Source organism: Sorangium sp. So ce128, assembly GCF_051525245.1.
GTDB classification, from domain to species: domain Bacteria; phylum Myxococcota_A; class Polyangia; order Polyangiales; family Polyangiaceae; genus Sorangium; species Sorangium cellulosum_B.
In genome coordinates this window covers 4,721,217-4,748,210 of record NZ_CP150313.1, presented here as the reverse complement: position 1 = coordinate 4,748,210, position 26,994 = coordinate 4,721,217, and the positions used below count along the sequence as shown (strand labels likewise).

20 protein-coding genes are annotated in these 26,994 nt (G+C 71.0%); 14 read left to right on the top strand and 6 right to left on the bottom strand.

The genetic code is table 11. The features are described 5' to 3' along the window. Window positions 1-52 precede the first annotated feature (52 nt). Complete coding sequence (gene gspC, locus WME82_RS18080; RefSeq protein ID WP_438043840.1) at window positions 53-994, bottom strand: type II secretion system protein GspC; 942 nt, start codon at window positions 992-994, stop codon at window positions 53-55. A 338-nt stretch (window positions 995-1,332) separates the two neighbouring features. Between gspC and WME82_RS18075 the strand changes: the two genes are divergently transcribed. The 3 genes from WME82_RS18075 (at window position 1,333) to WME82_RS18065 (ending at window position 4,897) form a co-directional block, all read left to right on the top strand. Then, entirely contained in the window at window positions 1,333-2,841 is a 1,509-nt protein-coding gene (locus tag WME82_RS18075; protein WP_438043839.1) for a sensor histidine kinase, read from the top strand. After that, a complete protein-coding gene (locus tag WME82_RS18070; RefSeq protein WP_438043838.1) occupies window positions 2,838-4,211 on the top strand; it encodes a sigma-54-dependent transcriptional regulator in 1,374 nt (457 codons plus the stop codon). The genes WME82_RS18075 and WME82_RS18070 overlap by 4 nt, the downstream gene beginning before the upstream one ends. A 227-nt stretch (window positions 4,212-4,438) precedes the next feature. Further along, window positions 4,439-4,897: a hypothetical protein gene (locus WME82_RS18065; protein ID WP_438043837.1), complete on the top strand. Its 459-nt coding sequence runs from the start codon at window positions 4,439-4,441 to the stop codon at window positions 4,895-4,897. Between the two features lie 18 nt (window positions 4,898-4,915). On the opposite strand, the gene WME82_RS18060 is transcribed toward WME82_RS18065, so the two are convergent. Then, window positions 4,916-6,199: a hypothetical protein gene (locus tag WME82_RS18060; protein ID WP_438043836.1), complete on the bottom strand. Its 1,284-nt coding sequence runs from the start codon at window positions 6,197-6,199 to the stop codon at window positions 4,916-4,918. A gap of 251 nt (window positions 6,200-6,450) precedes the next feature. On the opposite strand from WME82_RS18060, the gene WME82_RS18055 reads away from it, so the two are divergent. The 7 genes from WME82_RS18055 to WME82_RS18025 all read left to right on the top strand — a co-directional run bounded on the left by WME82_RS18055 (window position 6,451) and on the right by WME82_RS18025 (window position 16,934). After that, on the top strand, window positions 6,451-7,998 hold the full coding sequence (locus tag WME82_RS18055) for a CotH kinase family protein (RefSeq protein ID WP_438043835.1): 1,548 nt from the start codon (window positions 6,451-6,453) through the stop codon (window positions 7,996-7,998). Between the two features lie 62 nt (window positions 7,999-8,060). After that, window positions 8,061-10,001 carry a TrkH family potassium uptake protein gene (locus tag WME82_RS18050; RefSeq protein ID WP_438043834.1) on the top strand — a complete coding sequence of 647 codons (1,941 nt, stop codon included), beginning with the start codon at window positions 8,061-8,063 and terminating at the stop codon, window positions 9,999-10,001. A 192-nt stretch (window positions 10,002-10,193) separates the two neighbouring features. Beyond that, the gene (locus tag WME82_RS18045) at window positions 10,194-10,877 is read left to right on the top strand and encodes a potassium channel family protein (protein ID WP_438043833.1); all 684 of its coding nucleotides are present in this window, start codon (window positions 10,194-10,196) and stop codon (window positions 10,875-10,877) included. A 139-nt stretch (window positions 10,878-11,016) separates the two neighbouring features. Further along, complete coding sequence (locus tag WME82_RS18040) at window positions 11,017-13,758, top strand: TonB-dependent receptor domain-containing protein (RefSeq protein WP_438043832.1); 2,742 nt, start codon at window positions 11,017-11,019, stop codon at window positions 13,756-13,758. Then, window positions 13,758-15,119 (top strand): hypothetical protein, encoded by a 1,362-nt coding sequence (locus tag WME82_RS18035; RefSeq protein WP_438043831.1) that lies wholly within the window; start codon window positions 13,758-13,760, stop codon window positions 15,117-15,119. The genes WME82_RS18040 and WME82_RS18035 overlap by 1 nt, the downstream gene beginning before the upstream one ends. Before the next feature lie 2 nt (window positions 15,120-15,121). Continuing rightward, window positions 15,122-16,210, top strand: a complete 1,089-nt coding sequence (locus tag WME82_RS18030; RefSeq protein WP_438043830.1) for a hypothetical protein — start codon at window positions 15,122-15,124, stop codon at window positions 16,208-16,210. A 7-nt stretch (window positions 16,211-16,217) separates the two neighbouring features. After that, window positions 16,218-16,934, top strand: coding sequence for a hypothetical protein (locus tag WME82_RS18025; protein ID WP_438043829.1), 717 nt, complete (start codon window positions 16,218-16,220; stop codon window positions 16,932-16,934). A gap of 135 nt (window positions 16,935-17,069) precedes the next feature. Here WME82_RS18025 and WME82_RS18020 read toward each other — a convergent pair whose 3' ends face one another. After that, window positions 17,070-17,279 (bottom strand): MbtH family protein, encoded by a 210-nt coding sequence (locus WME82_RS18020; protein ID WP_437300257.1) that lies wholly within the window; start codon window positions 17,277-17,279, stop codon window positions 17,070-17,072. A 182-nt stretch (window positions 17,280-17,461) separates the two neighbouring features. On the opposite strand from WME82_RS18020, the gene WME82_RS18015 reads away from it, so the two are divergent. The 3 genes from WME82_RS18015 (at window position 17,462) to WME82_RS18005 (ending at window position 20,712) form a co-directional block, all read left to right on the top strand. Further along, complete coding sequence (locus WME82_RS18015) at window positions 17,462-18,322, top strand: SDR family NAD(P)-dependent oxidoreductase (RefSeq protein WP_438043828.1); 861 nt, start codon at window positions 17,462-17,464, stop codon at window positions 18,320-18,322. 268 nt (window positions 18,323-18,590) lie between these two features. Beyond that, window positions 18,591-19,019: a hypothetical protein gene (locus tag WME82_RS18010; RefSeq protein WP_438043827.1), complete on the top strand. Its 429-nt coding sequence runs from the start codon at window positions 18,591-18,593 to the stop codon at window positions 19,017-19,019. Between the two features lie 355 nt (window positions 19,020-19,374). Beyond that, window positions 19,375-20,712, top strand: coding sequence for a hypothetical protein (locus WME82_RS18005; RefSeq protein ID WP_437746693.1), 1,338 nt, complete (start codon window positions 19,375-19,377; stop codon window positions 20,710-20,712). A gap of 28 nt (window positions 20,713-20,740) precedes the next feature. On the opposite strand, the gene WME82_RS18000 is transcribed toward WME82_RS18005, so the two are convergent. Next, window positions 20,741-21,676 (bottom strand): LysR family transcriptional regulator, encoded by a 936-nt coding sequence (locus WME82_RS18000; protein ID WP_438043826.1) that lies wholly within the window; start codon window positions 21,674-21,676, stop codon window positions 20,741-20,743. 104 nt (window positions 21,677-21,780) lie between these two features. Here WME82_RS18000 and WME82_RS17995 point away from each other — a divergent pair, with 104 nt between their 5' ends. Then, complete coding sequence (locus WME82_RS17995) at window positions 21,781-22,803, top strand: zinc-dependent alcohol dehydrogenase family protein (RefSeq protein WP_438043825.1); 1,023 nt, start codon at window positions 21,781-21,783, stop codon at window positions 22,801-22,803. 179 nt (window positions 22,804-22,982) lie between these two features. Here WME82_RS17995 and WME82_RS17990 read toward each other — a convergent pair whose 3' ends face one another. Both WME82_RS17990 and WME82_RS17985 read right to left on the bottom strand, forming a co-directional pair. Beyond that, window positions 22,983-24,569: a DUF2357 domain-containing protein gene (locus tag WME82_RS17990; RefSeq protein WP_438043824.1), complete on the bottom strand. Its 1,587-nt coding sequence runs from the start codon at window positions 24,567-24,569 to the stop codon at window positions 22,983-22,985. Next, window positions 24,566-26,956, bottom strand: a complete 2,391-nt coding sequence (locus WME82_RS17985) for an McrB family protein (protein WP_438043823.1) — start codon at window positions 26,954-26,956, stop codon at window positions 24,566-24,568. Before WME82_RS17985 ends, WME82_RS17990 begins: the two co-directional genes overlap by 4 nt. Window positions 26,957-26,994 lie beyond the last annotated feature (38 nt).

The window sequence follows — 26,994 nt, the reverse complement described above, 5'->3', positions numbered from 1 at the left end:
ACGGAGATCTCCTGTTCATCGATGGCACGCCGCGCAGTGCGTGAGCCGCGCCTCACTGGATCCGGAGATCGATCGTCATGTCCTTTCCCCCCCGCTTGAGGGAAATCGCGAGGTTGTTCGCCGAGCGCAGCCGGGCGTAGGCTTGAAGCGCGCTCTGCGGATCGGTCATGTCGAAGCCGTTGACCGAGCGGATCGTGTCCCCCCTGCGCAGGCCGACCGCGGTCAGCAGCGAGTCGGGCGCGACGCGGGCGAGGCGGACGCCGACCACGCGCTCCCCCTCCCGCGCAGGCACGATCCGCGCGGAGCGCATGAGCTCCCCCTGCTTCTCCAGGACCAGATCGATCGCCGTCCGGTCGACCACGAACTCGCGGTCGCTCACCTTCCGGATCTTCGACGCGATCTCCGGCGGGAGCGCGCCGCGCTTCGGCCGCGGCGCCGCGGGCGGTGGCGCGGGCGTCGCGCGCGGCGCGCCCCGGTTGTCGCCGATGCGGACCTGACACCGCGCCCCCGGCTCGGCGAACCAGACACGATCCCAGCCGATCGCGACGACCGAGCGGCCCTCGACCGCGTCGCCCTCCCGGCGCAGGAGCGGCTCCCCTCGCCCGGCCGCGATCGTGGCGAAGGACCAGGAGGGATCCTCCGAGGCGGCGATCAAGAGGACGCGCGCGCCCTCGCAGATCGGATCCAGCAGAGGATCGGCGCCCACGGCGGACGCCTCGTCCTCCTCCTGGCTGGCGGGCTTCGGCGTGAGGGGCCCTGTCACCGAGTCGAACGGGTTCCGCGCCACGATGGCTGCCGCGCTGGTCGTGTGATCGCCGTCGTCCAGGAGGGGCCGCGGCTGTGACCGCGGTTGCGGCCGCGCCGGCGGCAGCCCGGACAGCCACGCTTCTTCCACCAGGTACGAGATCCCGGACGCCTGCTGGTACGCGGCGACTATGATCATCCCGCCGACGAACGCCGGGAAACATCGCTTGATGAGGGAATCCGGGATCACGTCGTTTTCCAGAGCGAGAGCCCCGCGCGCGCCGGTGCGCAGGCGGCGAGCGGCCGTGGATGGATCGCAGGAGCCGTTCCGGGCGCCCTGCGCGGAGAGGCCCTCGGGCGAGGGCAGCCTGGCCGCGGTGGAGCAGCATCCGTGCCCACGTGGCTTGGGAGTTGCTGATTGCCGGCGCATGAAGAAAAAGACGGCTTTCGCGCCGCTCCGCCGCCTCCTCGCCGCCGTCGGCGGCCCTGCAGCCGCGGGCTGCGCGCCGGAGCCGCGCAGCATGCCGGGCTCCACCTGCGAGGCCCCATGAGGTGCGACATCGTGTCGCATCTGGGACAATGGATCGCATGGCCGTGCACAGCCTAGGGGAACGGAGCGCGATGGGGCTGACGCTCCAGCTCTGGCTCATGCTGCTCGTGCCGATCGTCCTCGCCGTTGCGCTCTACGGGGCGGCGATCCACACGACGCGGCACCAGTTCCTCCGCAACCAGGCGTCGGCCGAGCTGCGCCACCACGCGAGCCTGGTCGAGGCGGCGATCGGCGGGGCCGTCGAGCGCGGCCAGGTCGCGCTGCTCAAGCAGCGCATCGAGCGGCTCGCGCAGGCCGATCGCATCCTCGGGATCGCGGCGTTCGACGAGCGCGGGGGCCCGATCCTCGTGACGGATCCCATCGCCGGCGAGTCGGCCGAGCTCGCGGCGCTGGCGCGGCGCGCGCTCGCGACGGGCGCGGAGATCGAGGAGGAGCGGACGCTCGGCGGAGGGCCGGCGCTCGTCCGCACGGTCACGTTCTCGCAGCGGGGTCTGTCGGTCGTCGCCGTCGTCGTCCGGGAGCTCCGCTACCTGGACGCCTTCGCGCGGAGCTCGAACCGGGGCCTGGCGCTCGCCGGGGCCGCGCTGCTCGCCGCCGTCGCGTTGATAGCCGCGTTCGCGAGCCGGGCGACGGTCGGGCGCCCGGCCGGCGCGATCGTGGCGGGCGTCGAGCGGGTGGCGCGGGGGGAGCTCGAGGTGACGGTGCCCGAGGCGGGCGCCGAGGAGCTCCGGCGGCTCGCGCGGGCGTTCAACGCGATGACGGCCTCGCTCACCGAGGCGCGCGCCCGCCTGGAGCAGGAGCAGGCCGCCCGCGCCGCCGTCGAGCGGAAGCTGCAGCAGGCGCACGCGCTGTCGGCCGTCGGGCAGGTGGTCGCCTCGATCGGCCACGAGATTGGCTCCCCGCTCAGCGTCATCCTGGCGCGCGCCCGCCGCCTCGCCGACCAGCCCGGGTGGCCCGAGCCGGCCCGCGGCGAGCTGGAGACGATCGCGACGCAATCCGAGCGCATCTCTCGCGTGGTGGCGCGGCTGCTCTCGGTCGCCCGGCCACCGAGGCTCCTCGGCCGCGGGAGCGACGTGGCCCAGGTCGCGCGCGAGGTGCTCGCGTTCCTCGGGCCGGAGTGCCGGCAGCGCGGGGTCGCGACCCGGATCGAGCACGACGGGGCGCCGCTGCACGCGGTGCTCGACGCGGACCACCTGTTCCAGGTGGCGTTCAACCTGTGCCTGAACGCGGCGCAGGCGCAACCTCGCGGGGGCGAGATCACGGTGCGGCTCCAGACTGTCGACGCCCGCAAGGCGGCCATCGAGGTCGAGGACCGCGGGCCCGGGATCCCTCCCGAGGTCGCCGAGCACATCTTCGAGGCGTTCTTCACGTCGAAGGGCGATCGCGGCGGCACCGGCCTCGGCCTGGCGATCGTCGAGGGGATCGTGCGCGAGGCGGGCGGCTCGGTCGAGCTCGTCCCGACGGACCACGGCGGCGCTTGCTTCCGCGTCACCCTGCCGCGCGGCGCGTCCGCGCCGCTGCCCGCGCGCGCGGAGGCTCGATCGTGAGCGCCCGCGCGAAGGTGCTCATCGTCGACGATGAGCTCGAGATGGTGAAGCTCGTGGCCGACATCGCCCGCGACATGGGCCACGAGCCGGCGACGCTGACCGCGCCGCTGCTCGCGCTCCCGCTGCTCGAAGAGCGGGAGTTCGACCTCGTCGTGACCGACGTGCGCATGCCCGAGATGGACGGGATCGAGCTCATCGAGCGGATCGCGCGCTTCGACCCCCGGACGGCGATCATCGCCATGACCGCGTTCGGCTCGATCGACACCGCGGTCCGCGCCATGCGCGCCGGCGCGTTCGACTACCTGCCGAAGCCGTTCCAGCCCGCGGACATGGCGCTCCGCATGGAGCGGGCGCTCGGGCAGCGGGCGATGACGGTCGAGCTGACCGAGCTCCGCTCGGAGGTCGCGCAGCGGTTCTCGATCGCGGGCATGATCGGGCGCAGCCGGGCGATCGAGGAGGTGGTCGCGCTCGTGCGGCGCGTGGCCGACAGCCGCGCGACGGTCCTCGTGAGCGGCCCGAGCGGGAGCGGCAAGGAGCTCGTGGCGCGCGCGCTCCACGGCGAGAGCCGGCGTCGCGGGAGGAAGTTCGTGGCGGTCAACTGCGCGGCGATCCCGGAGTCGCTCATCGAGGCGGAGCTCTTCGGGGTGCGCAAGGGCGCCTACACGGACGCGCGCAGCGACCGGCCCGGGATGTTCCAGGAGGCCGACGGCGGGACGTTGTTCCTCGACGAGGTGGGCGAGCTCGCGCTCCCGCTCCAGGCGAAGCTCCTGCGGGTGCTCCAGGAGCGGGAGGTCCGCCCGGTCGGCTCGGCGTCGTCGGAGCCCGTCGACGTGCGCGTCATCGCGGCGACGAACCGCGATCTGCGCGCGGCGGTCGCCGAGCGCAGCTTCCGCGAGGACCTCTTCTACCGGCTCGCGGTGATCGAGATCGCGATCCCGTCGCTCAGGCACCGCACGGACGACATCCTGCCGCTCGCCGAGCACTTCCTGGCCCGCGCGGCCGCGAACGCGGGCAAGCCGATCGCCGGGTTCTCGGGCGCGGCGGTGAAGCGCCTGCTCGCGTACGACTGGCCCGGCAACGTCCGCGAGCTGGAGAACGCGATCGAGCGGGCGGCGGCGCTCTGCGACGGCGCGCGGATCTCCCCGGACGACCTCCCCGAGGGCGTGCGCGCGCGGCGGGGCGCGCCGGATTTCCTCGATGCCGCCGCGGATCGGCTGATGACGCTCGACGAGCTCCAGCGCGAGTACGCGCAGGTCGTCCTGCGGCGCGTGGGCGGCAAGAAGCAGCGGGCGGCGGCCCTGCTCGGCGTCGATCGGCGGACGCTCCAGCGCTGGTTCGGCGGGGGGAGCGACGGCGAGCAGGAGCCCTGAGGGTCGCCCTGGAGCGCTGCGTCCACTCCCCGCTGGCGGCGCTCGAGCGGGCCATCGAGCGCTTCGCGCGCGGCGACAAGACCGCGCGCGCCCCGGCCAGGGCCCGCGGAGCTGCGCTCGATCGCGGGCGTGTTCTCGGGCCCCCGGGGCTGAGCGCGTTGCCCAGACCGGCACGCCCGGCCCAAATTATTTTGATCTCAAACAATGAGCAGGCTAGAAATTCTGTCATGAGCCTGTCCTTCTCCGGGCCGAAGGGGTGGATCGAGCAGCGCTGGATCGTGGATGCGCTGATGCGCGACAGCATCCAGCACCACCTCGAGGACGGGCGGCCGAGCGCGGAGTTCGCGACGATCCACGGCGCCGCCGCGGCGCTGGGCGGGCAACGCGTGGTGCTCCCTGCGCGAAGGCTCCACGACGAGCTCAGGCGCGCGCGGGCCGAGCTCGCGGGCCGCCCGATCGACGACCTGGCGATCAGCGGCCGGACCCGCTCGGTCCTCAGCCTGCGCTGGCCGCCGCCGGAGGAGATCGAGACGATGCTCGTCACGGACTGGGGGGACTCGGTGCCGCTGCTCGGCGCGCCATGCGGCGACAGCCTCGACGACGTCTTCGGCCACCTGCTCGATGGACTCTTGCGCATCACGGAGGGGGCATCCGAGTCGGATCACGTCGAGATCATGGACCTGTAAGCGCCGCCTCGCCGGAGCTCACTCCTTCGACAGATAGGCGATCATGAAGCACATCTCCTGATTCGTCCCTTCCCCCCAGGGCACGTCCTCTGGCGGGAGGGAGAACTGCCCCTCGCTGTCCACCGTGTTGTCCCATGTGCACTCGGTGACGAAGCGATCCCCGGTCCCCCAGCGAATCGGCTCATCGAACATGTAGAGCGCCTGGTGGTGGAACTCGAACTCGCCGCGCGCGGCGCACTCGTTCGCTCCGCCGTCGCGCTCGATCCAGGCCCGGTAGGTGCGGCCGAGCACGTGCATGTGCGGCATGACGCCGTATACGAGCAGCGGCGGGCCCTCGTTCGGCGCGGAGCTCTGCTCGGTGTGCGCCTCGGCGCCCGCGGGGATCGTGAAGGGGACCGGGCCGAACACATCCATGTAGACCTCGGCGCGAGGCGCCTCGCGCGAGAGCTCCAGGCGGTAGCCGGACCGATCGCGCGCGCTCGTGTTCCTGCGCCCGAAATAGTGCATCTGCATCACGAGCTGCTCGCCGGGCTCGACGCGGACCCCGGCGCCCTCCGGCAGCCGCGTCACCCCGACGCCGGGCGCCCAGCTGTGGAGCAGCTGCCAGTCGAGCTCGATGACCGGATCGCGGCACGGGAATGCGCGCGTCCCCGGCGCGACGCCATAACCGATGCCCGCGTCGCCGCCGAGATCCCGGTACACGGCCATGTGGTGCACAACGGCCGGATTGCCGACCTCCGCCTCGAACGCCGTGATCCAGGCCGGCTCGGAGAAGGGGTTGTCGACGATCGTGCAGAAGTACTCGTTGCCGTCGTCGTCGAGGGAGACGTCGTGCTCCTCGGGCATCTCGAGCGTGGCGTCGGGCACCTCGATGCTGTCCGCCCGTCCCCGCGGCGGCGGCGAATCGACCGGATCGCCGAGCGGAGCGCCGTCGCGCGCCCATGCCTCGAAGAGGAGGCGCTCCTCTTGACTGAGGCTCATCCTCTCCGCGCCTTCGTAGCTGCGGCAGCTCGGGTCCAGCACCGGCGGCGGCATGTCCCCCGCGCTCACCCGCAGCGACATGAGCGCGGCCAGCCGCTGCGCCGTCGCCGCGTCCGTCAGCGCCACCCCGCCGACGCCCGCGCCGTCATGGCAGGAGGCGCACGAGCGCTCCACGAGCGGCTGGATGTCCCGGTACCACGTCACCTCCGGCCCCGGCGACGCGGGCGACTCCCCGTCGCCCCCACACCCCATCGTCCCCACCGCCCCAAGCACGAACACCACCGCGCTCCGTGCCCTGCGCACAGCTTCGCCCCTCGTCATCCCACGCCTCCTGTCGTCTTGGCCGGCTCAGGAGCCGCATCTCCGCGAGAGCTCCTGTCAATCTACCGTTTCAAACGATTGTTTAATAGCCAGTCGGCGGTGTGTCAAGGGCCGAGCTCGACGAGGACGGCGGCGGTCCTCGAGCGGCGGCGACGTGAGAACGGAGAGGCGCGTGTCGGCGCGCGTGCGGATGCCAGCGCACATCCGGCACGGGGGGGCCGGGCCCCGTGCGCTCGGCTAGGATCGCCAGCATGCGCAACCCCCGCCTTCTCCTGCCGCTGGCGACGGCCCTGGCCCTGGGATCCTTGCAAGGTGCCGGCTGCTCCGGCGAGACGCCCGGCCCCGAGGGGTCGCGCTGCGAGCCGTCGGGCGGCGGGCCGCACTGGCTCCTCGAGGGCGAGACCGTGACGTTCCCCGTGGCGTGCGCGACCGGCCTCTCGCTCCCCGACGGCGCGATCGAGGTCGGCCCGCTCCCCGACGGCGCCACCTACGACCCGGTCGCGCGCGAGGTGACGTTCTCACCCGGGCTCGACCAGGCCGCCGTCTACGAGGTCGAGATCCGCGTCGCGCAGACGTCCGAGGTCGGGCGCGTCAAGATCGGCGTCGCCGACGACTGGGCCGATCCATCGAACGTGCCTGTCGTCGATCCGGCCCGCTATCCCGAGGAGTACGGCCTGCCGGTGCTCTTCCTCTCGCCGACCCCCGAGGCGAAGGAGTACGCGCCGGCCATGGTGGTCTACCGCGGCCACACGTACAACGCCGAGGCGGAGCTCCGCGGCGAGAGCTCGCTCGGGTATCCGAAGAACAGCTTCACCCTCAAGTTCCCCAAGGAAGACAAGTTCAACGAGCCCGACGAGGCCGGCGGGTTCACCGATCGCCGCAAGGTCGTGCTCATCACGACGTTCGACGACAACTCCTATGTCCGGCAGCGCCTTGCGTACGACCTCTGGAACCGCCTGGATCCGGAGCACATCCAGATCAAGACGTACAGCGCTGTGGTGTACCTCGACGGGCAGTACGCGGGGCTCTACACCGTGGCCGATCACGTCAACGGCTACCTGATGGAGGACCACGGGTACTCGCAGGACGGCAACCTCTACAAGGCGGTCAGCCACGACGCGAACTTCGCGCTGACCGCGCACAACGACGAGCCGAAGGAGACGCTGCACGACGGCTTCGAGAAGAAAGAGGGGACGCCGCCGGAGGGCGAGCCGGAGGCGTTCGCGGACCTGGAGGACCTCGTGAGCTTCGTCGCCACGTCCGAAGAGGCCGCGTTCGCCGCCGAGATCGGGTCGCGGATCGACCTGCGCGATTACGAGGACTGGTGGATCTTCGTCACGTTCATCATGGCCGACGACTCGGCAGGAAAGAACAGCTACCACTACCGCGATCCGACCTCAGGCGGCGTGTTCCGCTATGCGCCGTGGGACTTCAACGCGAGCTTCGGCCAGACGTGGCAGACGGAGCGCCAGACGGCCTCGACGCGCGTCGAGTACCTCGACGCGAACCTCCTCTTCCAGCGCCTCCTGGAGGAGCCCTCGATCGGCGATCCGCTGCGCGCCCGCTACGGAGAGGTCCTGCGCGGCGCGCTCGGAGACGCCGAGATCCAGGCGATCGTGGACGGCTACGTGGCGCGCATCGATGCGAGCGCGCGCCGGGACGAGGCGAAGTGGGGCGAGGCGTACCGGAGCTACGAGGGCTGGAGCGGGCGCGGCGACTTCACGACGTACGAGGAGGAGATAGCTTACGTGAAGGCGTGGATCTCGGAGCGGTGGCAGCACCAGGACGCGCTCTACTGAGCGGCTGGCCGCTCGTCGCGCGGCCGGAGCGGACGTTGACATCCCCCAGCGCGGCGGCGTGAATGCTGCGCGTGGATCCATCACCTCCCCCCTCGTCCTGGCCGCGTGCCGACCTGCCCGGCAATCGCGGCGATCGCGCGGAGCCCTCGCTGACGGTCGCCTCGCTGGTCGCGCAGTCCGTGCCGCCGCCGCCCTCCGCGGCCGCCAGCGCGGCCGCGGTCGCGCCCCGGCCGCGCGCCGCGTGGATGCGGCCGGCGCCGCTGCTGGTCGGCAGCGCTATCCTCCTCGGGATCGACCTGGCGCTCGCGATCACCCCGCGCGCCTCGATGGCGCTGACCGCGCTGGAGACGCTGCTCGTTCCAGCGTGGGTCGCGGCCGTGGTTTGGCTCGATCGCCTGCGCAGGGCGCTCCCGGGCGCGAGGCTCGAGGCCAGGCGGCCTCGGCTCGCGCTGTTCCTGCTCGCGTTCAGCCTGCTGCTCGCGTGCATCGGCGAGAAGTGGCTCCTCGTCTGGCAGCCGGCCGACGACCCGGGGAACCGCGGCGTCGTGCTCTACCGCGCGTACACCGCGCTCGCGTTCTTCGTGGCCATCGGCGGGCTGCTCGGGCGCCGGCCGATCGAGCGGCTCCTCGCCACCGCCGCGGAGCACCCGGCGCGGCTCATGGCCGTGTCGTTCGGGGTCGCCACGCTGATCGGCAGCTTCCTGCTCACCCTGCCGCAGTCGCTCCGGGACATCGGCGACGCCTCGTTCATCGACGGCCTGTTCATGTCCGCGAGCGCGGTGTGCGTGACCGGGCTCGCCGTGCACAACGTCGCCGAGACGTACACGCCGTTCGGCCAGGCGGTCCTGCTCCTCCTGATCCAGATCGGCGGGCTCGGGATCATGGTGCTCTCGACGTTCTTCGCGATCCTCGCCGGCAGGAGGCTCAGGCTCCGCGACGCGGCCGTGATGGCCGAGATGATCGACGCCGAGTCGTTCGCCCGCCTCCGCCGCAGCATCGCCGCGATCGTCCTGTTCACGCTCGGCATCGAGGCGGTGGGCGCGCTCGCCCTGCTGTTCTGCTTCCTGCCCCACCACGAGATCGTCTCCGGGCCCGTCGCCGGGGAGCCCCTCTCCGGCGCCGGCGATCACCTCTGGGCGGCCGTCTTCCACGCGGTCAGCGCGTTCTGCAACGCGGGCTTCTCGCTGTTCAGCGGGGGGCTCGTCCCGCTGGTCGGCTCGCCCGCGGTCTGCGGCGTGGTGACGGCGCTCGTGATCCTGGGAGGCCTCGGCTTCCCGGTGCACGACGAGCTCCTGCGCCGGCTCAGGCTCCGGCTCCGCGGCGAGCGGCCGCCGCGGCTGTCGCTGCACAGCCGGGTCGTCCTGCTCACGACGGCGGTGCTACTCGTGGCCGGGGCCGCGGGCTTCTTGCTGCTCGAGCGGCGCCGATCGATGGGGGACCTCTCGTGGCCCGTGACGGTGCTGGCGAGCATCTTCCAGTCGGCCATGACGCGGACGGCGGGCTTCAACACGATCGATCTGGGCCTCATGGGCCCGGCGACGTGGATGCTCACCTGCATGCTGATGTTCGTCGGCGGCGCGCCGGGCTCGACCGCGGGCGGGGTCAAGGTCACGACCGTCGCCGCGCTGTTCGCGGTGCTGCGCGCCGAGCTGCGCGGCGAGGAGACGCCGCGCCTGCTCGGCAGGACCCTCCCGGCGGCCACGGCGCGCCGCGCCCTGGGGGTCGCGTTCCTCAGCGTGGTGCTCGTCTCGGGGTTCTTGCTGATCATGCTCGCCCTGGAGCCGCACGACCCGATGGGCCTCGCGCTGGAGACGGTCAGCGCGTTCGCCACGGTCGGGCTGTCGGCGAACCTCACGCCGTCGCTGAGCGCGCCGGGGAAGGTGGTCATCACGCTGGCGATGTTCATCGGCCGCATCGGTCCGCTGACGCTGGCGCTGGCGCTCGCCAACCAGGCGAGGGCGCGGAGCTACCGGCTGCCGGAGGAGCGCGTCGGCATCGGGTGAGCGCCGCGCTGGTCGCCTCCGCCCCGGTCGGGGACGCCTGCTCGACGCCGAGGGTGCTCGCCAGCGCGTTGGAGATGGGAGCGCTCCGGGCCCGGGGTCCCCCGCCCGTTCCTCCGATCTGTGGCGCTGGCCGCGGATCCGTGAGACGTTCGCGGCGCGGCGCCGCCAGGAGGCGGCGCGCGATACCGGACCATGAGATCGAAGAGCGTCCTCGTCATCGGGCTCGGCCGGTTCGGTACGTCGATCGTCGAGACCCTGTGGAAGACCGGGGCGGAGGTGATCGCGGTCGACAACAACCCCGAGGCGGTCGACGCGGTCAAGGACAAGACCTCGGCCGCCTTCGTCGGCGACGCCACGGTGCACAAGGTGCTCGAGGGGATCGGCGCGCAGTACGCCGAGACCGCGATCGTGACGTTCGGCGAGCACTTCGAGCCGTCGGTGCTCTGCGTGGCCTCCCTGGTCCGGATGCGCGTGCGCGAGGTGATCGCCCGCGCCGCCACCGATCGCCAGGCCGACATCCTGCGCGCCGTGGGCGCCACCCGCGTGATCCAGATCGAGACCGAGATGGGCCGCCGCGTCGGCGCCGACATCACCATGCCGCTCGCCCAGGATCTGCTCGACCTGGCCAGCCACTACCGCGTGGTGCCCTGGAACGCGCACGGCCCGCTCGTCGGGCAGACGCTCGCCGGCTCGAAGATCCGGCAGCGGTACCGGATCAACGTGCTCGGCGTGCGGCCGCACACGAGCAAGCTGCCCGGCGACAAGCCGCGGCTCGAGGCGCCCACACCGGACTACGTGATCCGGGATGGCGACACGCTGCTGCTCGTGGGCGACGCCGACGACGTGAGCCGGTTCGTGGCCGAGGTCGGGGGCTGATCGGCCTCCGTGCCTCCTGCTTCGAGGCGCCCCGAACAGGCCACCCGAGCACAATCCTGGCCACCCATTCCCGCTTCTCCCCTCGTCCTCGATGTGCGAGAGCGCCAGGCACATGCGTTCTTTCAAAGCGCCCTCTGCGATGCGCCTCGCTGTCTCGGAAGCGCTGCTGCTCGCGGTCGCGATGACCGCCAGCGCAGCGCGCGCGCAACCCGCCGACGAGCCTCCGCCCGAGCCTCCGCCCGAGGGAGACGTGGGCGGGGCCTCCGTTCCTCGCGGCGGGGCCGGCGCGGTCGTCGTCCCCCAGCCGGGCACGGCCCAGCCGGCGCAGCCCACCGCCGTCAGCCCGCCGAAGCTGATCACGTACGCCCCGCCCGTGTATCCGGTCGAGGCCCAGCGCGCGGGCGTCGAGGGGAGCGTCATCCTCAAGCTCGACATCGACAAGACAGGGCGCGTCACCAAGGCCGAGGTCGCGACGCCGGGCGGTCACGGCTTCGACGAGGCCGCGCTCGCGGCCGCGCCCGGCCTCGTGTTCGAGCCGGCGCGGCGGCCGGACGGCACGCCGGCGCCGGCGCGCATCCTCTACCGGTACGCGTTCACGCTCACCCCCAAGCCCGCCGACACGGCGGCGCCGGCCCCGCCCGCCGACGTCGAGACGGTCGTCGGGACCGTCCTGTCCGCGAACACCGGCGAGGGGCTCCCGGACATCTCGGTCAGCCTCGTCCGGCCCGACGGCGGCCGCGAGGACGTGAAGACCGACCAGCGCGGCAAGTTCCGCTTCAAGAACCTCCCTCCCGGCAAGTACCGCGTCGAGGTCGCCGCCGCGGGGTTCGAGCCGTTCACGGCCGACGAAGACATCGCGGAGGGCGAGGCGATCGAGGTGCGCTACCGCATCTCGCTCGCGAAACCCAAGGACGGTCAGGCGCAGGGCATCGAGGTGACCGTGCAGGGCGAGCGCCCGCCGCGCGAGGTGACCCGGAGGACGCTCGAGCGCCGCGAGATCGACCGCATCCCGGGGACCGGCGGCGACGCGCTGCGCTCGCTGCAGAGCCTGCCCGGCGTCGCGCGCAGCGGGTTCGGGCTGCTCATCGTGCGCGGGTCCGCGCCGCAGGACACGCTCACGTTCATCGATCGCACCCCGGTGCCGATCATCTACCACTTCGGCGGCCTCTCCTCGGTCGTGCCGACCGAGATGCTCGAGAAGATCGACTTCTACCCGGGCAATTTCAGCGCCGTGTACGGCCGCGCCATGGGCGGCATCGTCGACGTCGGGCTCCGCTCGCCGAAGCAGGACGGCAAGTACCACGGCGTCGTCCAGCTCGATCTCATCGACGGGCGCGTGCTCCTCGAGGGGCCCGTCCCGTACCTCAAGGACTGGAAGTTCATCGCGGCGGGCCGGCGGAGCTGGGTCGACGCGTGGCTCGGGCCCGTGCTCAAGGAGGCGGGCTCCAGCGTGACGCAGGCGCCCGTCTACTACGACTACCAGTTCGTCCTCGAGGGCCGCCCCTCGGCGAGCGAGCGCGTGCGCGCGAGCTTCTACGGATCGGACGACGCCTTCAAGATCACCCTGGACAAGCCGCCGGAGGACGAGCCGGCGCTGACGGGCGACTTCGGGCTGCACACCGCCTTCCAGCGCCTCCAGCTCAGCTACGAGAACCGCCTGGGGAACCGGGACAGGATCCTCTGGTCGCTGGCTCTCGGCAGGGACGTCTTCGACTTCGGGGTCGCGCCCTTCGCCTTCAACATCGTCACGAACTCGCTCGACCTGCGGCTGGAGTACTCGCACCGGTTCGCCAGGTTCCTCACGATGAACGTCGGGACCGACCTCTCGAGCGGCATCGCGACGGTCAACCTCCACGCGCCGACGAGGCAGCCGGCGGGCCACCCGTCGAACCAGCCGTTCTCGACCTACCCTGCGCAGGACCAGTCGTTCGACGGCCCGTACTCCCGGCCGGCCGCCTACGCCGAGTTCGAGGTGGTCCCCTCGCCGCGCGCGCGGATCGTCCCCGGGGTGCGCGTCGACTACGCGCTCGACACGCACACGCTCGACGTGAGCCCGAGGGTCAACGCGCGCTACGACATCCGGAGCGGCTTCCCGCGGACGACGGCGAAGGGCGGCGTGGGCCTCTACTACCAGGCGCCACAGTTCCAGGAGAGCGTCGAGCCGTTCGGAACGGCGGATATCAAGTCGAACCGATCCATCCACTATGGCCTCGGGGTGGAGCAGGAGATCACGCCGCAGATCGACGTGACGGTGGACGGGTTCTACAAGCAGCTCGATCGGCAGGTCGTCTTCTCGGCCGAGAAGGACGGATATGCCAACGACGGCACCGGGTACGCGGTGGGCGGCGAGGTGCTCTTGAAGTACAAGCCAGACGATCGCTTCTTCGGCTGGGCGGCGTACACCCTCTCGCGGTCGGTGCGCACGGACGGCCCCGGCGAGGAGGAGCACCCCACGCCATGGGACCAGACGCACGTGCTGACCGTGCTCGGGAACATGCAGCTCGGCCGGGGCTGGGAGGTCGGCGCGCGCTTCCGCCTCGTGTCGGGCAACCTGCAGACCCCCTATGTCTGCGATCCGGAGCAGAAGGGGTGTGATCCGAACCGGGTGAACGCGATCTACCATGCTTCCTCGGGCAAGTACTCGCCCTTCCCGCTCGGGGGCGATTACAGCGAGAGGATGCCGCTGTTCCATCAGCTCGACGTCCGCGTCGACAAGACGTGGCGATTCAAGAGGTGGCAGCTCGGGCTCTACCTGGATGTGCAGAACGTCTACAACTACCAGGCTGCGGAGGGCATCAGCTACAACTTCAACTACACGAAGCGGGAGTACGTGACGGGGCTCCCCTTCCTGCCCACGCTCGGGCTGCGAGGAGACTTCTGATGAAACTGACCCGACTGCCCTCTCGCCGCGCGCTGCTCGCCGCGCTCTCGACCCTGGCCCTCGGCATTCCCTGCTGCTCGGGGAGCGACCTGGCTCCGTCGTCCGAGGTGGAGGGGCTCCGCGTCCTGGCCGTGACGGCGGACAACCCATACCCGGCACGGGGCACGCCCGTGACGTTCCAGATGACGTACGCCGACGCGCTGGGCGACGCCGACGGCAACCCGCGGAACGTCGAGGTCACGTGGATCGGGGGCTGCGTGAACCCGCCTGTCGGAATAGACGCGCAGATCGGGTGCCTCGGGCAGTGGCTGGGCACCTACATGGCGGCAATGATCCCGCCGCAGGGAGGCGGAGGTGGCGGCGGCAACGGCGGCGGCGCCAACGACGGCGGCGGCGGCGCCAACGATGGCGGCAGCGGCGGCAATGGCGGCGGCACCAACGGCGACGGCGGCAATGGCGGCGGCACCAACGGCGACGGCGGCAATGGCGGCCAGGAGGAGCAGACCGCTCTCGTCAAGCGACAGGAGCTCGAGTCGGCGCTGAGCGGCAAGCCCAACGCAGCGTCGTTCACGTGGACGCTGTCCGGCGACATCCTCAGGCGCCCGGACGCAGGACACACCGCGACCGGAACGAAGTACTCGTCGGCCTACGTGTTGTTCGCCGTGTGCGCCGGCAAGACGCGGCCGTCTCCTGCGCTGTCCGCAGCGCTGGAGGCGGTGCTGCCAGCGGTGCTGGCAGGCGCTGAGCCGTCCGAGGCGATGGCCGCGGCGATGGCCGTGGCGATGGCAGACGGCATTGGGATTCCACTGGAGTGCGTCGACGAGGACGGGAGGGTGCTCGGTCCGGACAGCTTCGTCGTGGGCTACACGCAGGTGTTTGTCTTCCAGGATTCGGATCAACGAGCCAACACGAACCCGCCCATCGACGCGTTCACGCTGAAGCTGGACGGCAAGGAGGTCGCGCTCGGCGAGAGCGGCCTGCCCGTCGTGGAGCCGTGCATTCAGCCGGAAACGAAGGCGCAGGGATGCGGCCCGGCAGAGCCGGACGCCGACGACTGCACGACCTACGACATCGACGTGATCGTGCCGTCCAACGCTGCCGACGTGGACGTGGAGGCCACGGGGCTCGGGGGGCCGCCCGCGCACGAGGCGCTCTGGGTCGACTACTACACGGACGGGGGCGGATTCGACGGCGCGAGGCGCCTCGTGAGCGACGCGGTGACAGGCCCCGGCGAGCGCCACGGGACCACCTGGACGCCGCCCTCGAAGCCGGGGCGCGTATCGCTGTGGGCGGTCGTCCACGACACGCGGGGCGGATCGAGCGTGAAGCAGATGGAGGTCGAGGTGCGGGAGAAGGAGTAGTCATGCCGCCGCTCGATCTGCACGTCGCCCTGTTCGGCGCCTCCGGCGCAGGCAAGACGGTCCTCCTGGCGGCCTTCTACCGGGCGCAGACGCAGCCCTCGTTTCAGCTCGAGCACGCGTACAAGATCCAGGCGGTCAACAAGGCGCAGGGCAACCAGCTCCTCGGGCGCTTCTACCGCCTCGAAGAGGGCAGGTTCCCGGACGGCAGCACGCGCTTCGACGCGTACGAGTTCGACTTCTTCCCGAGGGACCTGCCGGAGGCGGCGGTCCGCATCCACTGGTACGACTACCCCGGGCGCTGGTGGGAGGACGAGCCGATCGACGCGGAAGAGCGGGAGGCGATGCGCCAGGGCCTGCTCAAGCTCGGCATGAGCCACGTCGGGATCCTCCTGGCCGACGGCGCGAAGTACCGGAGCGAGGGGACCGGCTACATCCGGTGGCTCTTCGAGCACTTCGCCGACGAGTGCGACCGGCTGCGCCGGACCAGCGCCGCCACGGGCGACGAGGTGAGCTTCCCGCGCGAGTGGATCCTCGCCCTCAGCAAGGCCGACCTGTTCCCGCCGGAGTACAGCGCGAGCGACTTCGAGCGCGAGGTCTGCCGCGACGCCGACGATCAGCTCGCGAAGCTCTGCGCCGTGCTCCGCGCCGAGCGCGCGTTCGGCCACCGCTTCATGCTGCTCTCGTCGGTCGCCGCGCCGGTCGACGCCGACGCGCAGGTCGACCCGGGCACCTCGCTCGGCGTGCGCACGCTCGCGCCCGCGGTCCTTGTGAGCACCGTCGAGGGCGCGGTCCGCGAGGCGCAGGCCACGCGGAAGGAGAGATCGGCTGGTGAGACGTTCTTCCAGGGCCTGCGCGATCTGGTGGCGTTCGTCGACTCCCTCGACGACTTCCTCCCGAAGCGATACCAGATCGTGAGCAAGATCCTGCGGTTCGTCTCGATCAAGGACTTCGCGACCACGCGGCTCGACAGGCTCCAGAAGACCCGCGAGGGCGCGATCCGGAGGGGCGACGCGTTCACGGCGGTCCTGAGCGCGATGGCCGCGGCCCTGCGCAACGACGAGGGAGCGCGGGCCTACCACCAGAACCAGTAGGACAGCCATGCTCGCGCCTGCGTCCGTCGTCGAGACCTCGCGCCTCCTCTGGAGGACGCGCGGCGAGCACTGGGACTACGAGTTCATCTGCGTGCCCGAGATCCCCGCCCTCCCCGCCTGGCTCACGGCGCTCGAGGCCATGATCGGCGACGCCGACGCGAGCGCCGGAGAGCTCCGTTATGGCCTGCTCGAGATCGACGAGCCCGGGCCGAGAGGCCCTCTCGTGTTTCCCTATGTGGCGACGCGGTTCCTCGATCCGGCGCGGAAGGACTGGACCGGAAGGCAGATCCAGCACTTCGCCGTGTGGTTCCCGCCGATCCCGGAGGAGGCGATCGAGGCGCTGCCCGGGGCGATCCCCGCCGACTGGCACCTTCGCGTGCTCGAGTGCCTCGCGAGAACGTACGGCTCCGGCGAGGTGTTCGGGCTGCCCGAGGCGGCGATCCGCGCGTCGAGGCGGGGTGTTCCGGAGAGCCGGGCGGCGCGCGCGATGGCGATCGTGAAGCACACGCCCCCGGTGGCGCTGCTCGAAGGCGAAGCCGAGCCCGCGCGGTGGAAGCGGGTGCCCACCGTAAAAAAAAAGTGCCTGGATCCTCCGGGCGCGGTGAGCCTGAAGGCGGCGGGAGCAGGCGATAACGGCAAGCGCCCGGGACTCGGCTGCTTCGCGGTCGGTCTGCTGGTGATCCTCGCCGTCAGTCGACTGATGATCGGATGGGTGGCGGGCTGAGGCGGCCTCGCGGCGCGCGCGCCCTGGAGCTGGAGCACGCACGCGGGGAGCGGCCGCCGGGCGCGAGCTCCAGCCGGCGCGACTCGCCCCGTCAAGGGCCGAGAGGGCGGCAGGAGCGCGCGCGCGGGACGGCGGTCATTGACCGTCCATGGCCTGGCGCAGGCTCAGCGGCCGCATGTCGGTCCAGACCTTCTCGATGTGCTGGAGGCACGCCGCGCGCGTCCCCTCGGTGCCCTCGGCACGCCAGCCGAGCGGCAGATCACGGGTCGCCGGCCAGATCGAGTACTGTTCTTCGTGATTGACGACCACCCGGAAGATGGTCTCGCTGTCCTCGGAGTCGCTCATCGTGCACCTGCGCGGCTGTCGGCCAGCGCGCATGGTAGGAGCGGCCGCGGTGACATGCAAGCCATTCCTGGAGGTGGCCATTCACGCCGGAGGGTCGTGGCCCGACCCGCCGGCGCCCACTATGCTCGCCCCGATCGCCGCGCCAGAGGCGGCGCGCCATCAACACATGACGGAGATCTGCTGTGAATGACCATCCCGCATTGACACCTGGCCGCGCCGCCGTGGTGACCGGCGCCGCCAGCGGCATCGGCCTCGCGGCCGCCGAGCGCTTCGCGCGCATGGGCATGAAGGTCTGTCTCGCCGACCTGGACGGACCGGCGCTTCACGAGGCCGCCGGGCGCGTCGCCGCCGCCGCGCCCGGCGGCAAGGCCGACGTGCGCGCGGTGCCGACCGACGTCGCCAGGCTCGAGGACGTGCATCGGTTGAAGCAGGCCGCCTACGACGCGTTCGGCGAGGTGGCGGTCCTGATGAACAACGCGGGAGTCGGCGGCGGCGGCAAGCCGTGGAAGGACATCGAGCGCTGGCGGCGGCTCATCGAGGTCAATCTGTGGGGCGTGATCCACGGCGTGCAGGCGTTCACCGAGGCGATGATCGCGCAGGGCACCGCCTGCGCCATCGTCAACACGGGCTCGAAGCAGGGCATCACCACCCCGCCCGGCGACGCTGCCTACAACGTCTCGAAGGCCGGCGTGAAGGTGCTGACAGAGCAGCTCGCCCACGAGCTGCGCAACGTGGCGGGCTGCAAGATCACCGCCCACCTGCTGATCCCGGGCTACACATTCACCGGGATGACCGCGCGAGGCCCGGAGAAGCCCGCGGAGGCATGGACCGCCGATCAGGTGGTGGATCTGATGCTCGAAGGCATGGCCCGTGGCGACTTCTACCTGCTCTGTCCCGACAACGCGGTCACGCGCGAGATGGACGAGCGCCGCGTGCAGTGGGCGGCCGACGACCTGATCCGGAACCGACCTGCGCTGTCGCGGTGGCATCCAGAGTACGCCGAGGCGTTCGCCGCGTTCATGGCGGGCGCTGCGAAGCCCTGACGGGGCAGGCTGCCCGGAGCGCGCGCCGCTCGCAGGCGGGGCGGGATCGGCCCCGGGCAGCATAAAGATCCGTCGCTGTAACAGGAGAACTGCACAGGTTGTTTTCAGCCGCCCGAATTGAATGTTTCATTTCGCGTGATGGTCGGGCCCCTCACAACACAACAGCGCAGAGATCCTGGCCCGTCGCGCTGCTTCTCCTCTGGATGCAGATCGTGCGACGAGGTCCTCGACGAACGGTCGCCCGCGGCCCAGTCTACCCGCCAGCTGCATGGTCCCGCTCCCCGCCCGCCCGCTTCAGACCCACTGGTGTAGCGAGGGCACGGTAAAGATCTGGTGTCCCGCGCCGGCGCTGATGGTCACGTGTGTCACCGGGGTGCTGGTAGAGGCGGGCGCCGCGGCGATCGAGGCGGTGATGCTGCGGCGGGTCGCCGCGGAGGGCCGACTGCTGGTCTTCAATGACTGGGAGGCGATGACCGATTACGAGCACGTGACGCGCACGCGGCTGACCACGGCGACGATTTCCGTCCTCCATGCGGTCGAGGGATGTCACTTCCTGCTCCAATCCAGGGTGGTCATCTTCGGGGTTCAGATCGCGAATACCGCCATCCGGAAGCTGACCGTCCATCCGTCGCGTGCGGTGTTCGAGCGCGCGCTGGAGGACGCGCTCCGCCAGCGTGCGCCGGAGGGCGCGGGGTAGTCCTCGGGGCGGCCCGCACAGCTGGCGGGAAGCTACGATCCGGATTGATCTTTATCTGTCGGCGTCCACGCGCTCCAGCTCGCGCCACCGCGTCGAGCGCTCGCCGCGTGGATCCCCGTTGATTTGGGGCATATTTTTTGGCAGCCCGACGGATCGGTAGTAGGGTGTCCCGCCATTCACAGCCCACGATAAGATTGTCGGCGTATTGAAATCGCTTTGCGCGGACCATGCTCTCGGGAGACCCACGTGAACACCAGCATGACAAGTGGCGTGGTCGACGGCGGCGCCGATGCAGCCCTCGTGGATGTCGGAACGTGAACCCGCGTGTCCGATTCACCGCCGGAGGAGATTGTTCATGAGCACCTGGAAGACGCCCAGCGCAACCCTTGTCGTCTCTCTCTCGCTGGCCGGGGTCGCTGCGCCGGCCACGAGCAACGCGCAGCCGGCGGAGCCGGCTCAGCAGGCTGCGCCGGGCGCGGCCGCGCCGCTGCCCGTGGAGGAGCCCCGTCCTGCGCCTCCTCCGCCGCCTGTCGAGCAGAAGAAGGCCGACGACAAGCCTCTCGTGCGCGTCTACGGGATCGTCAAGCCCACGGTCGTCGTGGGGAACGGCCTCGAGTCCTTCGGCAACCCGAACTACTCCGCCCCGACGGCCGCGGTGAATCCGCTGTTCCTCGCCGATCCGGATGCCGTCGGCCTCACCTTTCAGGCGCAGCAGACGCGCTTTGGCGTGGCCGTCGGGGAGGGCACGCCCGTGAAGGGGCAGATCGAGGTCGATTTCGTCGATTTCGGCAAGTCCTCGCCGGCTCAGGGGATGAGCCTCCGCGTGCGTCAGGCGTTCCTGGATTGGTCTCCTGCCGACGGGCACAAGCTCACGCTCGGCCAGACATGGGATCTGTTCTCGCCGCTGAACACGCACACGTACAACCTCGTGGGTGGCCTGTTTCAGTCCGGAAATTCGGGCTTCATGCGCCACCAGCTCGCCTACGTCGGGAACATCGGCAGCGTCGAGGTGGGCGCCGCGCTCGGTCTGGTCAGCCAGAACGTCACGGCCATCCTCAACAACGTCGAGTACTCGCGCACGCCGACCGTCTCGCTGCGCGCGAGCTATCGCGCCGAGAAGACAGCATGGGTGGGCGCCTCGGTGATCGGCACGCGGCTCGCCTTCGACGCGAACCTGCCGACCGAAGAGGGGCGGCTGGCGCTCGGCGGCAACCTGTTCGGCGAGGTCACGAGCGGTTCGCTGAACGTGCGGGCCGAAGCGTACGGCGGGAAGAACCTCGCCAACCTGGGTCTCCTGACGCTCGGGCAGGGCTATCGCACGGACGACGTCGCCGAGGTGGGCGGCTGGGTGTCGGGGAAGGTCACGTTCGACAAGCACTCTTTGCACCTCGTCGCCGGGACCGCGATGGTGCTCAGCACCGACGAGATGCAGCTCGGCTACACGCCCGGAACCCCTGCGGCGGGCGGCGCGCCGGCCACCGCTCCCGCGCGCGTGGGCGCCAATGGTCCCGGCATCGAGCGCAACGTGACCCTGCGCGCGGGTTATGCCTTCGCGCCCCTGAAGGGGCTCTCGATCGTGCTCGAGCCTTCCCTGTTGCTCACGCGCCACAAGCTCGATCCGGCGGCGGCAGCGCAGCATGACGCCAGCCGCACGGGCTGGGGCGTCGAGGCGGGCGGGCTCTACCAGTTCTGACAGCGCTGACGGTCCCCGCGAGGAGCGCTCAACGTCGCCCGCTCCGCCGGCGCTCTCCCCGGCGTCGAGGCGAGGGTGGAGCGAAGATCTCTGCGAGAAAATCGACGAACACGCGCACCTTCGGCAAGAGGTGCCGGTTCTTCGGGTACAGCGCGTGAATCGGCCAGGTCGTCGTCGGGAATTCGTCGAGCACGGTCACGAGCGTTCCGGCGGCCAGCGCGCCCTTCGCGAGGAAGTCGAACATCGCGATGATCCCGCTCCCGGCGATCGCGAGGTGCCTCAGGACATCCACGTCGTTCGCGTGGAACGGCCCGGAGATGGGCACCTCGAGCACGGCGTCGCCGTCTCCGGTCAGGAAGCGGAACCCTGAGGGCCGCCCGTCGCGCAGGTACCCGACGCAGTCGTGATGCGCGAGATCGGCCGGCGTCGCGGGCGCGCCGCGCCGCGCGATGTACGACGGCGCCGCGCAGTGGACGATGCGGCTCGCGCCGAGCCGGCGCGCGACGAGGCTCGAGTCGCCGAGCGGGCCGATGCGCACGAGCAGGTCGAGCCCCTCGGCCACGGGATCGACGTGCTGATCGCGCAGCGTCAGGTTGACCCGCACGTCGGGGTAGCGCGCCGCGAAGCGCGGCAGGCTCGGCGCGATCACGCCCCGTCCGAGCGCCACCGGCGCGTCGACGCGCAGGAGCCCCACCGGCTTCTTGCTCGCGCGCGCGATCGCCTCGGTCGCCTCCCCGAGCTCCTCGACGATGCGGACGCAGCGCGCGTAGAAGGCCTGCCCGTCGTCCGTCAGGCGGAGCGAGCGCGTCGTGCGCGCCAGCAGCGCCACGCCGAGCTCCTGCTCGAGGCGCATCACGCGCCGGCTCACCGCGGACGGCGTGACGCCGAGCCGGCGCGCGGCGCCCGAGAAGCTGCCGGTCTCGACGGTGGCGACGAGTAGCTCGATCGCGGCGAGCGAGATCATGATCTGTGCTGAAATAGCACAGGTGACGTTCCCTCGCGCGGACTACCGCGCCCGGAGGAACGGATCTACGGATGGGGTGTCCAGGGAAGATTGGAGGACACGCCATGAAGACTGTCATCATTCGGAAGAACGCCTCGGAGTCGGACGCGTGGACGCTCGCCGAGCGCCCCGCACCCACGCCCGGTCCGGGGCAGGTGCTCGTGCGCGTCCGCGCCGCGTCGATCAACTACCGTGACCTCATGGTCGTGCGCGGGCTGTACGGCGGGGAGCGCAAGGACGGGCTCGTCCCGCTCAGCGACGCGGCGGGCGAGGTGGTCGCGATCGGAGCGGGCGTGCGGCGCTGGAAGGAGGGAGATCGCGTGATCTCGACGTTCTTCCCGACGTGGGATTCGGGACCGTTCCGCAGGGAGTATCGCGCCACGACGCTCGGCGCGGGCGGGAACGACGGGGTGCTCGCGGAGCTGGTGGTGTTCGGGGAGGACGCGATCGTCCGCGCGCCGGCGCACCTCGGGTTCAACGAGGCGGCGACGCTGACGTGCGCTGGGGTGACGGCGTGGACAGCGCTGTTCGAGTCGGGGCCGCGGCCGGCGCCGGGGGCGACGGTGCTTGTCCAGGGGACCGGCGGAGTGTCGCTGTTCGCCGCGCAGCTGGCGCGCGCGGCGGGGCTGCGCGTGATCGCCACATCGTCCAGCGCGGCGAAGATCGAGCGGCTGCGCGCGCTCGGCGTGACCGAGGCGATCGACTACCGGAAGCAGCCGGAGTGGCACGAGGAGGTGCTGCGGCTGACGGGCGGCGAAGGGGTGGATCGGGTGATCGAGGTGGGCGGCGCGGGGACGCTGCCGCGATCGATGCAGGCGGTGAAGACGGGGGGCGTGGTGAGCTTGATCGGGCTGCTCAGCGGGCTGGGGAGCCAGATCGACCCGATGCCGATCCTGTTCCGGGCGATCCGCGTCGAGGGGACCGTGGTGGGGTCGCGGCAGGCGACCGTGGAGCTCGGGGCGGCGCTCGAGCTGCACGGGATCCGACCGGTGGTTGATGAGGTCTTTCCGATCGAGCGGGCGAACGAGGCGCTCGCGAAGCTCGCGGCAGGGAAGCACTTCGGCAAGGTGGTGATCGGGATCGAGTGAGGCGAGGCGGCGGCGAGGGGCCTGTCATCGAGCCCAAGCGCGGCACGGCGTCGCGCTCGTTCAGGCGCCGGAGACGACGGGCTGACAGCGACGCGTCCGGAGCTGCGCGATGTGGCGAGCTCGGCGGCGTTCCCCGCGAGAGCGGTTGTGGCGGCCAGGCCCGCCCCCGCCGCTGGCGCCTACGCTCGGACGGCTCGACCTCCCATAGCGAGAATGAGCTTCGCCAGATCGAGGTCCGGTGGCTCCCCGGGCGTCAGCCGCCAGGCCCCGATGCCGAACCGCTCGCGGAACTCGCTCGCGAACCAAGGCTGACATTCGGGATCGATGGCTGGGACGAGGAGCAGCCCGCCGCGGCATCGACCGCCAAACGTCTCCCACCTCAGCGCGTCACGATAAATGTGGAGCGAGGCGAAGGAATCCGCGAGCGCCTGACGACGTACCCGGTACTTGGCGTCCAAACAAATCCACGAATGCGGCTCATCTGGTGACTCGAACGAGATCACGATATCGGGTCGACGCTCTCCGGAGATGCTATATCGGTCCGAGGTCCCCCGGGCGAGGTATCCGGGGAACGTCATATTGTACCGGAGTTCGAGCCGCGCACCGTCGTTCGGACGCCTCGCGGTGAACGCGGCCCCCGTCCCGAGGCCGGCGAGCAGATCGTTCTCCCGCCCCTGCTTCCAGGTCCACGTCCACCCGTCGAGGATCCCGGCGAGCGCCCGCTGGACGGCGAGCAGTGTCCACAGCTCGTAAAGCTCGAAGCTCGGGCGCACCGGGGCTTCACCGCCGGCCAGCGATTCGCGCAGGCGGAATCGCGGCGACAGGAAGGGCCGAGCCAGCGCGTGGGCGCGGGCGTAGACAGGATCGTCCTGCACCGCAAGGAGCGCGGCCTCGGTGGCGGGCATGGGCGTCAGAGACCCGAGAAACGTCCGTCGCAGCGTGGTTGACAGCTCGTCCGCCGCGCCTGCGGCCGCGCGAGCTCGTGCACGGCACCATTGCGCGGTGTCCGGCTGCAGGCGTCGTTTGACCGCGGCGTCGCCGAGCACGACGCTGAGATCGCCGAGCACGCGAGCGACCCGCCCGACGAGCCAGGCAATGTAGCGGTTCACCGGGTGATCGACGGTCTCGTGCGTTGTATCCTGCGGCACGTACGGGTCCTGCTGGCCGGCCCGAGCGGCCAACCAGGGATCCACCGCACGTGCAGCCGCCGGATGCCTCGCCAGCCAGTGGAGCGTCTCCCGATCCGCGCGACGCACGCCTCGCAACGGGACGTCCTCGCGCGTGGATGCCGCGAGCTCCCGCGGCGCCGCGGCGATGGCATGAACGGCGCGAACGAGCGCCGGCACCAGCGGCAGCAGCGCTGTGGCTAATACAGTCGCCGTGGTGCCCTCCGACTGGACGGCGCCGACGCCGCCACCCTCGAGGCCGATGGCCAGGCCCGGCGACCACGCCTCCAGGTCCGCGAGGAGCGCGAGCCATGCCCCGTCGGAGAGCTTCTCATCGCGCGGGGTCACCTGGACGGCGACCTCCGTCTCCTGGGCGTCGTGCGCCACCTTGAGCACCGCCGAGCCGACCCAGTGGCCCACCTCGAGCGTGAACGACCCGCGCTCCTGGCTCCAGGGCAGCTCCAGCGGTCCGAGCCACGCCCGCGGCGTGCCGGCACCAGGAGGCGCATCGACGTGGTAGGTCCTCGCCTCTTCGAGGTGCAGGACGCCGTCGACGATGTGCTGGTCCAGGCCGTCCGCGTCGCGGACTTGGAGGCTCATGCCCAGAACCGGGTCACGCCCGTGCGCTTGAGCAGATCCATCATCGTCGCGAGCTTGGCCTCGCACATGGTGAGGCCGCGGCGCTTGCAGATCCCCTGGAGGGTCTCGAGCGCGCCCTTGAAGGCCGGCGTGTCCTCGCCCCGCAGGCGCGGCAGCACCTTCGAGAACACGGCCTGGTCGAGGAACGTCTCCTGCGCCGCGCCGCTCAGCTCCGGGACGGCGCGCATGAACGCGAGCACCTCGCCGGCCGTGCGGTAGCCGAAGTGACGACGGACCGCGCGCATGGCGTCGTGCAGTTCGAGCAGCACCGCCTCCACGTCCTGGAGCCGCTTGCCCGGGCTCCTGGCCGCGGCGCGCTCGAAGAAGCGCTCGAGATCTACGTCCCAGAACTCGAGCGTGAAGGCCCGGTCCAGCACCTTGTCGCTGAACGGATGGGTCGTCTCGTCCATGTTGACGGTGCCCGCGATGTAGAGGTTCGCCGGCCAGGGGACGCGCGGCGGAACGTCGTTGACCTCGGCGCCATTGGCGTGGAGCACGAGATCCTTGCCCGTCTCCATGGCCGAGAGGAACGGCGCGAAATAGCGCTCGACGCGGGCGAGGTTCATCTCGTCGAGGAGGAGGAAATAGGGGCGCCCCGGGTCGGCGGCGGCGCGCAGGACGAGGCGGCGCGCCGGCTCGGCCTGGAAGGTGGGATTGGCGTGCAATGCGTTGAAGTAGCCGAGCAGCCCCGAGGGGTCCCGCCAATCGGGCGAGACGGGCACGATCTCCCGGTGCGCGGCGGGGGAGAGCCCCATCAGGTCGCAGACTGCGCGTGAGTAGCAGAGCGTGACGGCGGTCTTGCCGGTGCCCGAGAGGCCGGAGAGGAGCACGAAGCGCTTGCGTGGATTGCTGCGCCAGGCGGCGTGGAGGCTGGCGAGCTGGCGGTCATCGAAGACGAAGTCGGCGATCTCCGGATCGGACTTGAAGTGCGTGAGGATCGCGTCAAAGGCGGGATACGGGATCTCCTTCGCCACGACGGCAGTCGTGCCCCCGGGGGGGTTGGTATCGATGATCTCCCCGGCCGGAGGCTTCGGGAGCTCCTTCGGAAGCCGGGCGGCCCGGGCAGCGCCATACTCCGTCAGCTGGAGGCCGCCGTCTTGGTCGCGCTTGAGCAGGCCGAGGTAGAGGCTCCAGTTCCGGAGATCGTTGGGAACCCCCGCGGTGGTCCAGGCGGGATAGATATTCTGCAGAGCGTCGACAACCGCCGCGTCGGTCGCCCCTCGATGCTCGTCGACGTACCGGAGGAGATGGGCGAAGCCGAAGACGCGCTCGATGAGGCGGTCGATGAGGATGTCCGGCTGCTCGCTGCCCAGCAGCTCGTCGCCATCCTTCGTGGCGTAGAGCAGACCGTCGCGCTGCTCGATGAACCCGAGGCCCTTGGCGCGGATGATGAGCTGGCGCAGCGTCGGCGCCGGGACTTTGTCGAAGCTTCCGCTCGCCTGGAGCACCCCCACGAGGTCGTCTTGCGAGAGCCCCGGGAGCGCCGCTTGCACCACGGCGCGGTACGCGCCGGCGAAGTTGCGCACCGCGAGATAGCCCACGTACTGCTTGGCGAAGGGCCAGACCAGGAGCGGAGGCAGCTTGTCGTCGGGCGGGGGCATCGCACCTCCGCCGTCGGCAGGCTCGTCGCTTTTCCACGGCGGCATCCGCCCAGCCGAGAGCCGCTCGTAGTTCTCGTGGAGCCACCAGCAGAAGGTCGAGCGCTGCACGTGCTCGGCCAGGGTCTTCTCCTCACCGAGCACGGCCCGGAGCCGCGCGCGCATCTTCACCTGGGCAACGATCGGGGGATCGTTCGCGTCCCCCAGGAGGAGCTTCGCTATATTCCGGACGGCATCGTAGCTGAGCACGCAGCTCAGCTCGGCTGGCACGAGCGCTCCGACCAGCCGCTGGAGCTTGGCGTGCGGCCTGGGCTTGACCTCGCGCGCCACGGCCATGCCGAGGATGCGCTCATACTCGCCCTGGATCTCCGCGGCTCGCACGGCGACATCGGACGAAAAGGCGCGCCCACGGAGGCCGACGATGGCGTCAACGAACTCGCGGTCGGCGAGGAGCGCGTCGATGTTGATGGCGTCGCCGTAGCCGGCAGGGGTGATCGCGCGGGCGTTCCAGAGCTTCCTCTGCGCAGCTTCGGTCCGCAGCTCCGACTCAGGGAGGTCGCGCGCCCAGCGCAGGACGTCGAGGTAGTCTCTTTGCCACTTCGCCCACCCGGCAGGTGGGGTGAAGCCCTTCCAGACGGTGGTGAGCTGTTCGTCGGTCAGCATGATGATGCGCTGCGACGGTAGCGGACGGCGGAAAGGTCGCGCAAGATCCCGGACGTATCCGAGACGCTGGCGCTTGCCGTCGCGCATCCTCGCACATGGGCTCGTGTGAAGCGCTGGCTGCAACC

Excerpts from the sequence above, each read along its gene's own strand:
- WME82_RS18075 (WP_438043839.1), top strand. The coding sequence starts at position 1,333 with ATGGCCGTGCACAGCCTAGGGGAACGGAGCGCGATGGGGCTGACGCTC.
- WME82_RS18065 (WP_438043837.1), top strand. The coding sequence starts at position 4,439 with ATGAGCCTGTCCTTCTCCGGGCCGAAGGGGTGGATCGAGCAGCGCTGG.
- WME82_RS18060 (WP_438043836.1), bottom strand. The coding sequence starts at position 6,199 with ATGACGAGGGGCGAAGCTGTGCGCAGGGCACGGAGCGCGGTGGTGTTC.
- WME82_RS18055 (WP_438043835.1), top strand. The coding sequence starts at position 6,451 with ATGCGCAACCCCCGCCTTCTCCTGCCGCTGGCGACGGCCCTGGCCCTG.
- WME82_RS18050 (WP_438043834.1), top strand. The coding sequence starts at position 8,061 with ATGCTGCGCGTGGATCCATCACCTCCCCCCTCGTCCTGGCCGCGTGCC.
- WME82_RS18045 (WP_438043833.1), top strand. The coding sequence starts at position 10,194 with ATGAGATCGAAGAGCGTCCTCGTCATCGGGCTCGGCCGGTTCGGTACG.
- WME82_RS18040 (WP_438043832.1), top strand. The coding sequence starts at position 11,017 with ATGCGCCTCGCTGTCTCGGAAGCGCTGCTGCTCGCGGTCGCGATGACC.
- WME82_RS18035 (WP_438043831.1), top strand. The coding sequence starts at position 13,758 with ATGAAACTGACCCGACTGCCCTCTCGCCGCGCGCTGCTCGCCGCGCTC.
- WME82_RS18030 (WP_438043830.1), top strand. The coding sequence starts at position 15,122 with ATGCCGCCGCTCGATCTGCACGTCGCCCTGTTCGGCGCCTCCGGCGCA.
- WME82_RS18025 (WP_438043829.1), top strand. The coding sequence starts at position 16,218 with ATGCTCGCGCCTGCGTCCGTCGTCGAGACCTCGCGCCTCCTCTGGAGG.
- WME82_RS18020 (WP_437300257.1), bottom strand. The coding sequence starts at position 17,279 with ATGAGCGACTCCGAGGACAGCGAGACCATCTTCCGGGTGGTCGTCAAT.
- WME82_RS18010 (WP_438043827.1), top strand. The coding sequence starts at position 18,591 with ATGGTCCCGCTCCCCGCCCGCCCGCTTCAGACCCACTGGTGTAGCGAG.
- WME82_RS18005 (WP_437746693.1), top strand. The coding sequence starts at position 19,375 with ATGAGCACCTGGAAGACGCCCAGCGCAACCCTTGTCGTCTCTCTCTCG.
- WME82_RS18000 (WP_438043826.1), bottom strand. The coding sequence starts at position 21,676 with ATGATCTCGCTCGCCGCGATCGAGCTACTCGTCGCCACCGTCGAGACC.
- WME82_RS17995 (WP_438043825.1), top strand. The coding sequence starts at position 21,781 with ATGAAGACTGTCATCATTCGGAAGAACGCCTCGGAGTCGGACGCGTGG.
- WME82_RS17990 (WP_438043824.1), bottom strand. The coding sequence starts at position 24,569 with ATGAGCCTCCAAGTCCGCGACGCGGACGGCCTGGACCAGCACATCGTC.
- WME82_RS17985 (WP_438043823.1), bottom strand. The coding sequence starts at position 26,956 with ATGCGCGACGGCAAGCGCCAGCGTCTCGGATACGTCCGGGATCTTGCG.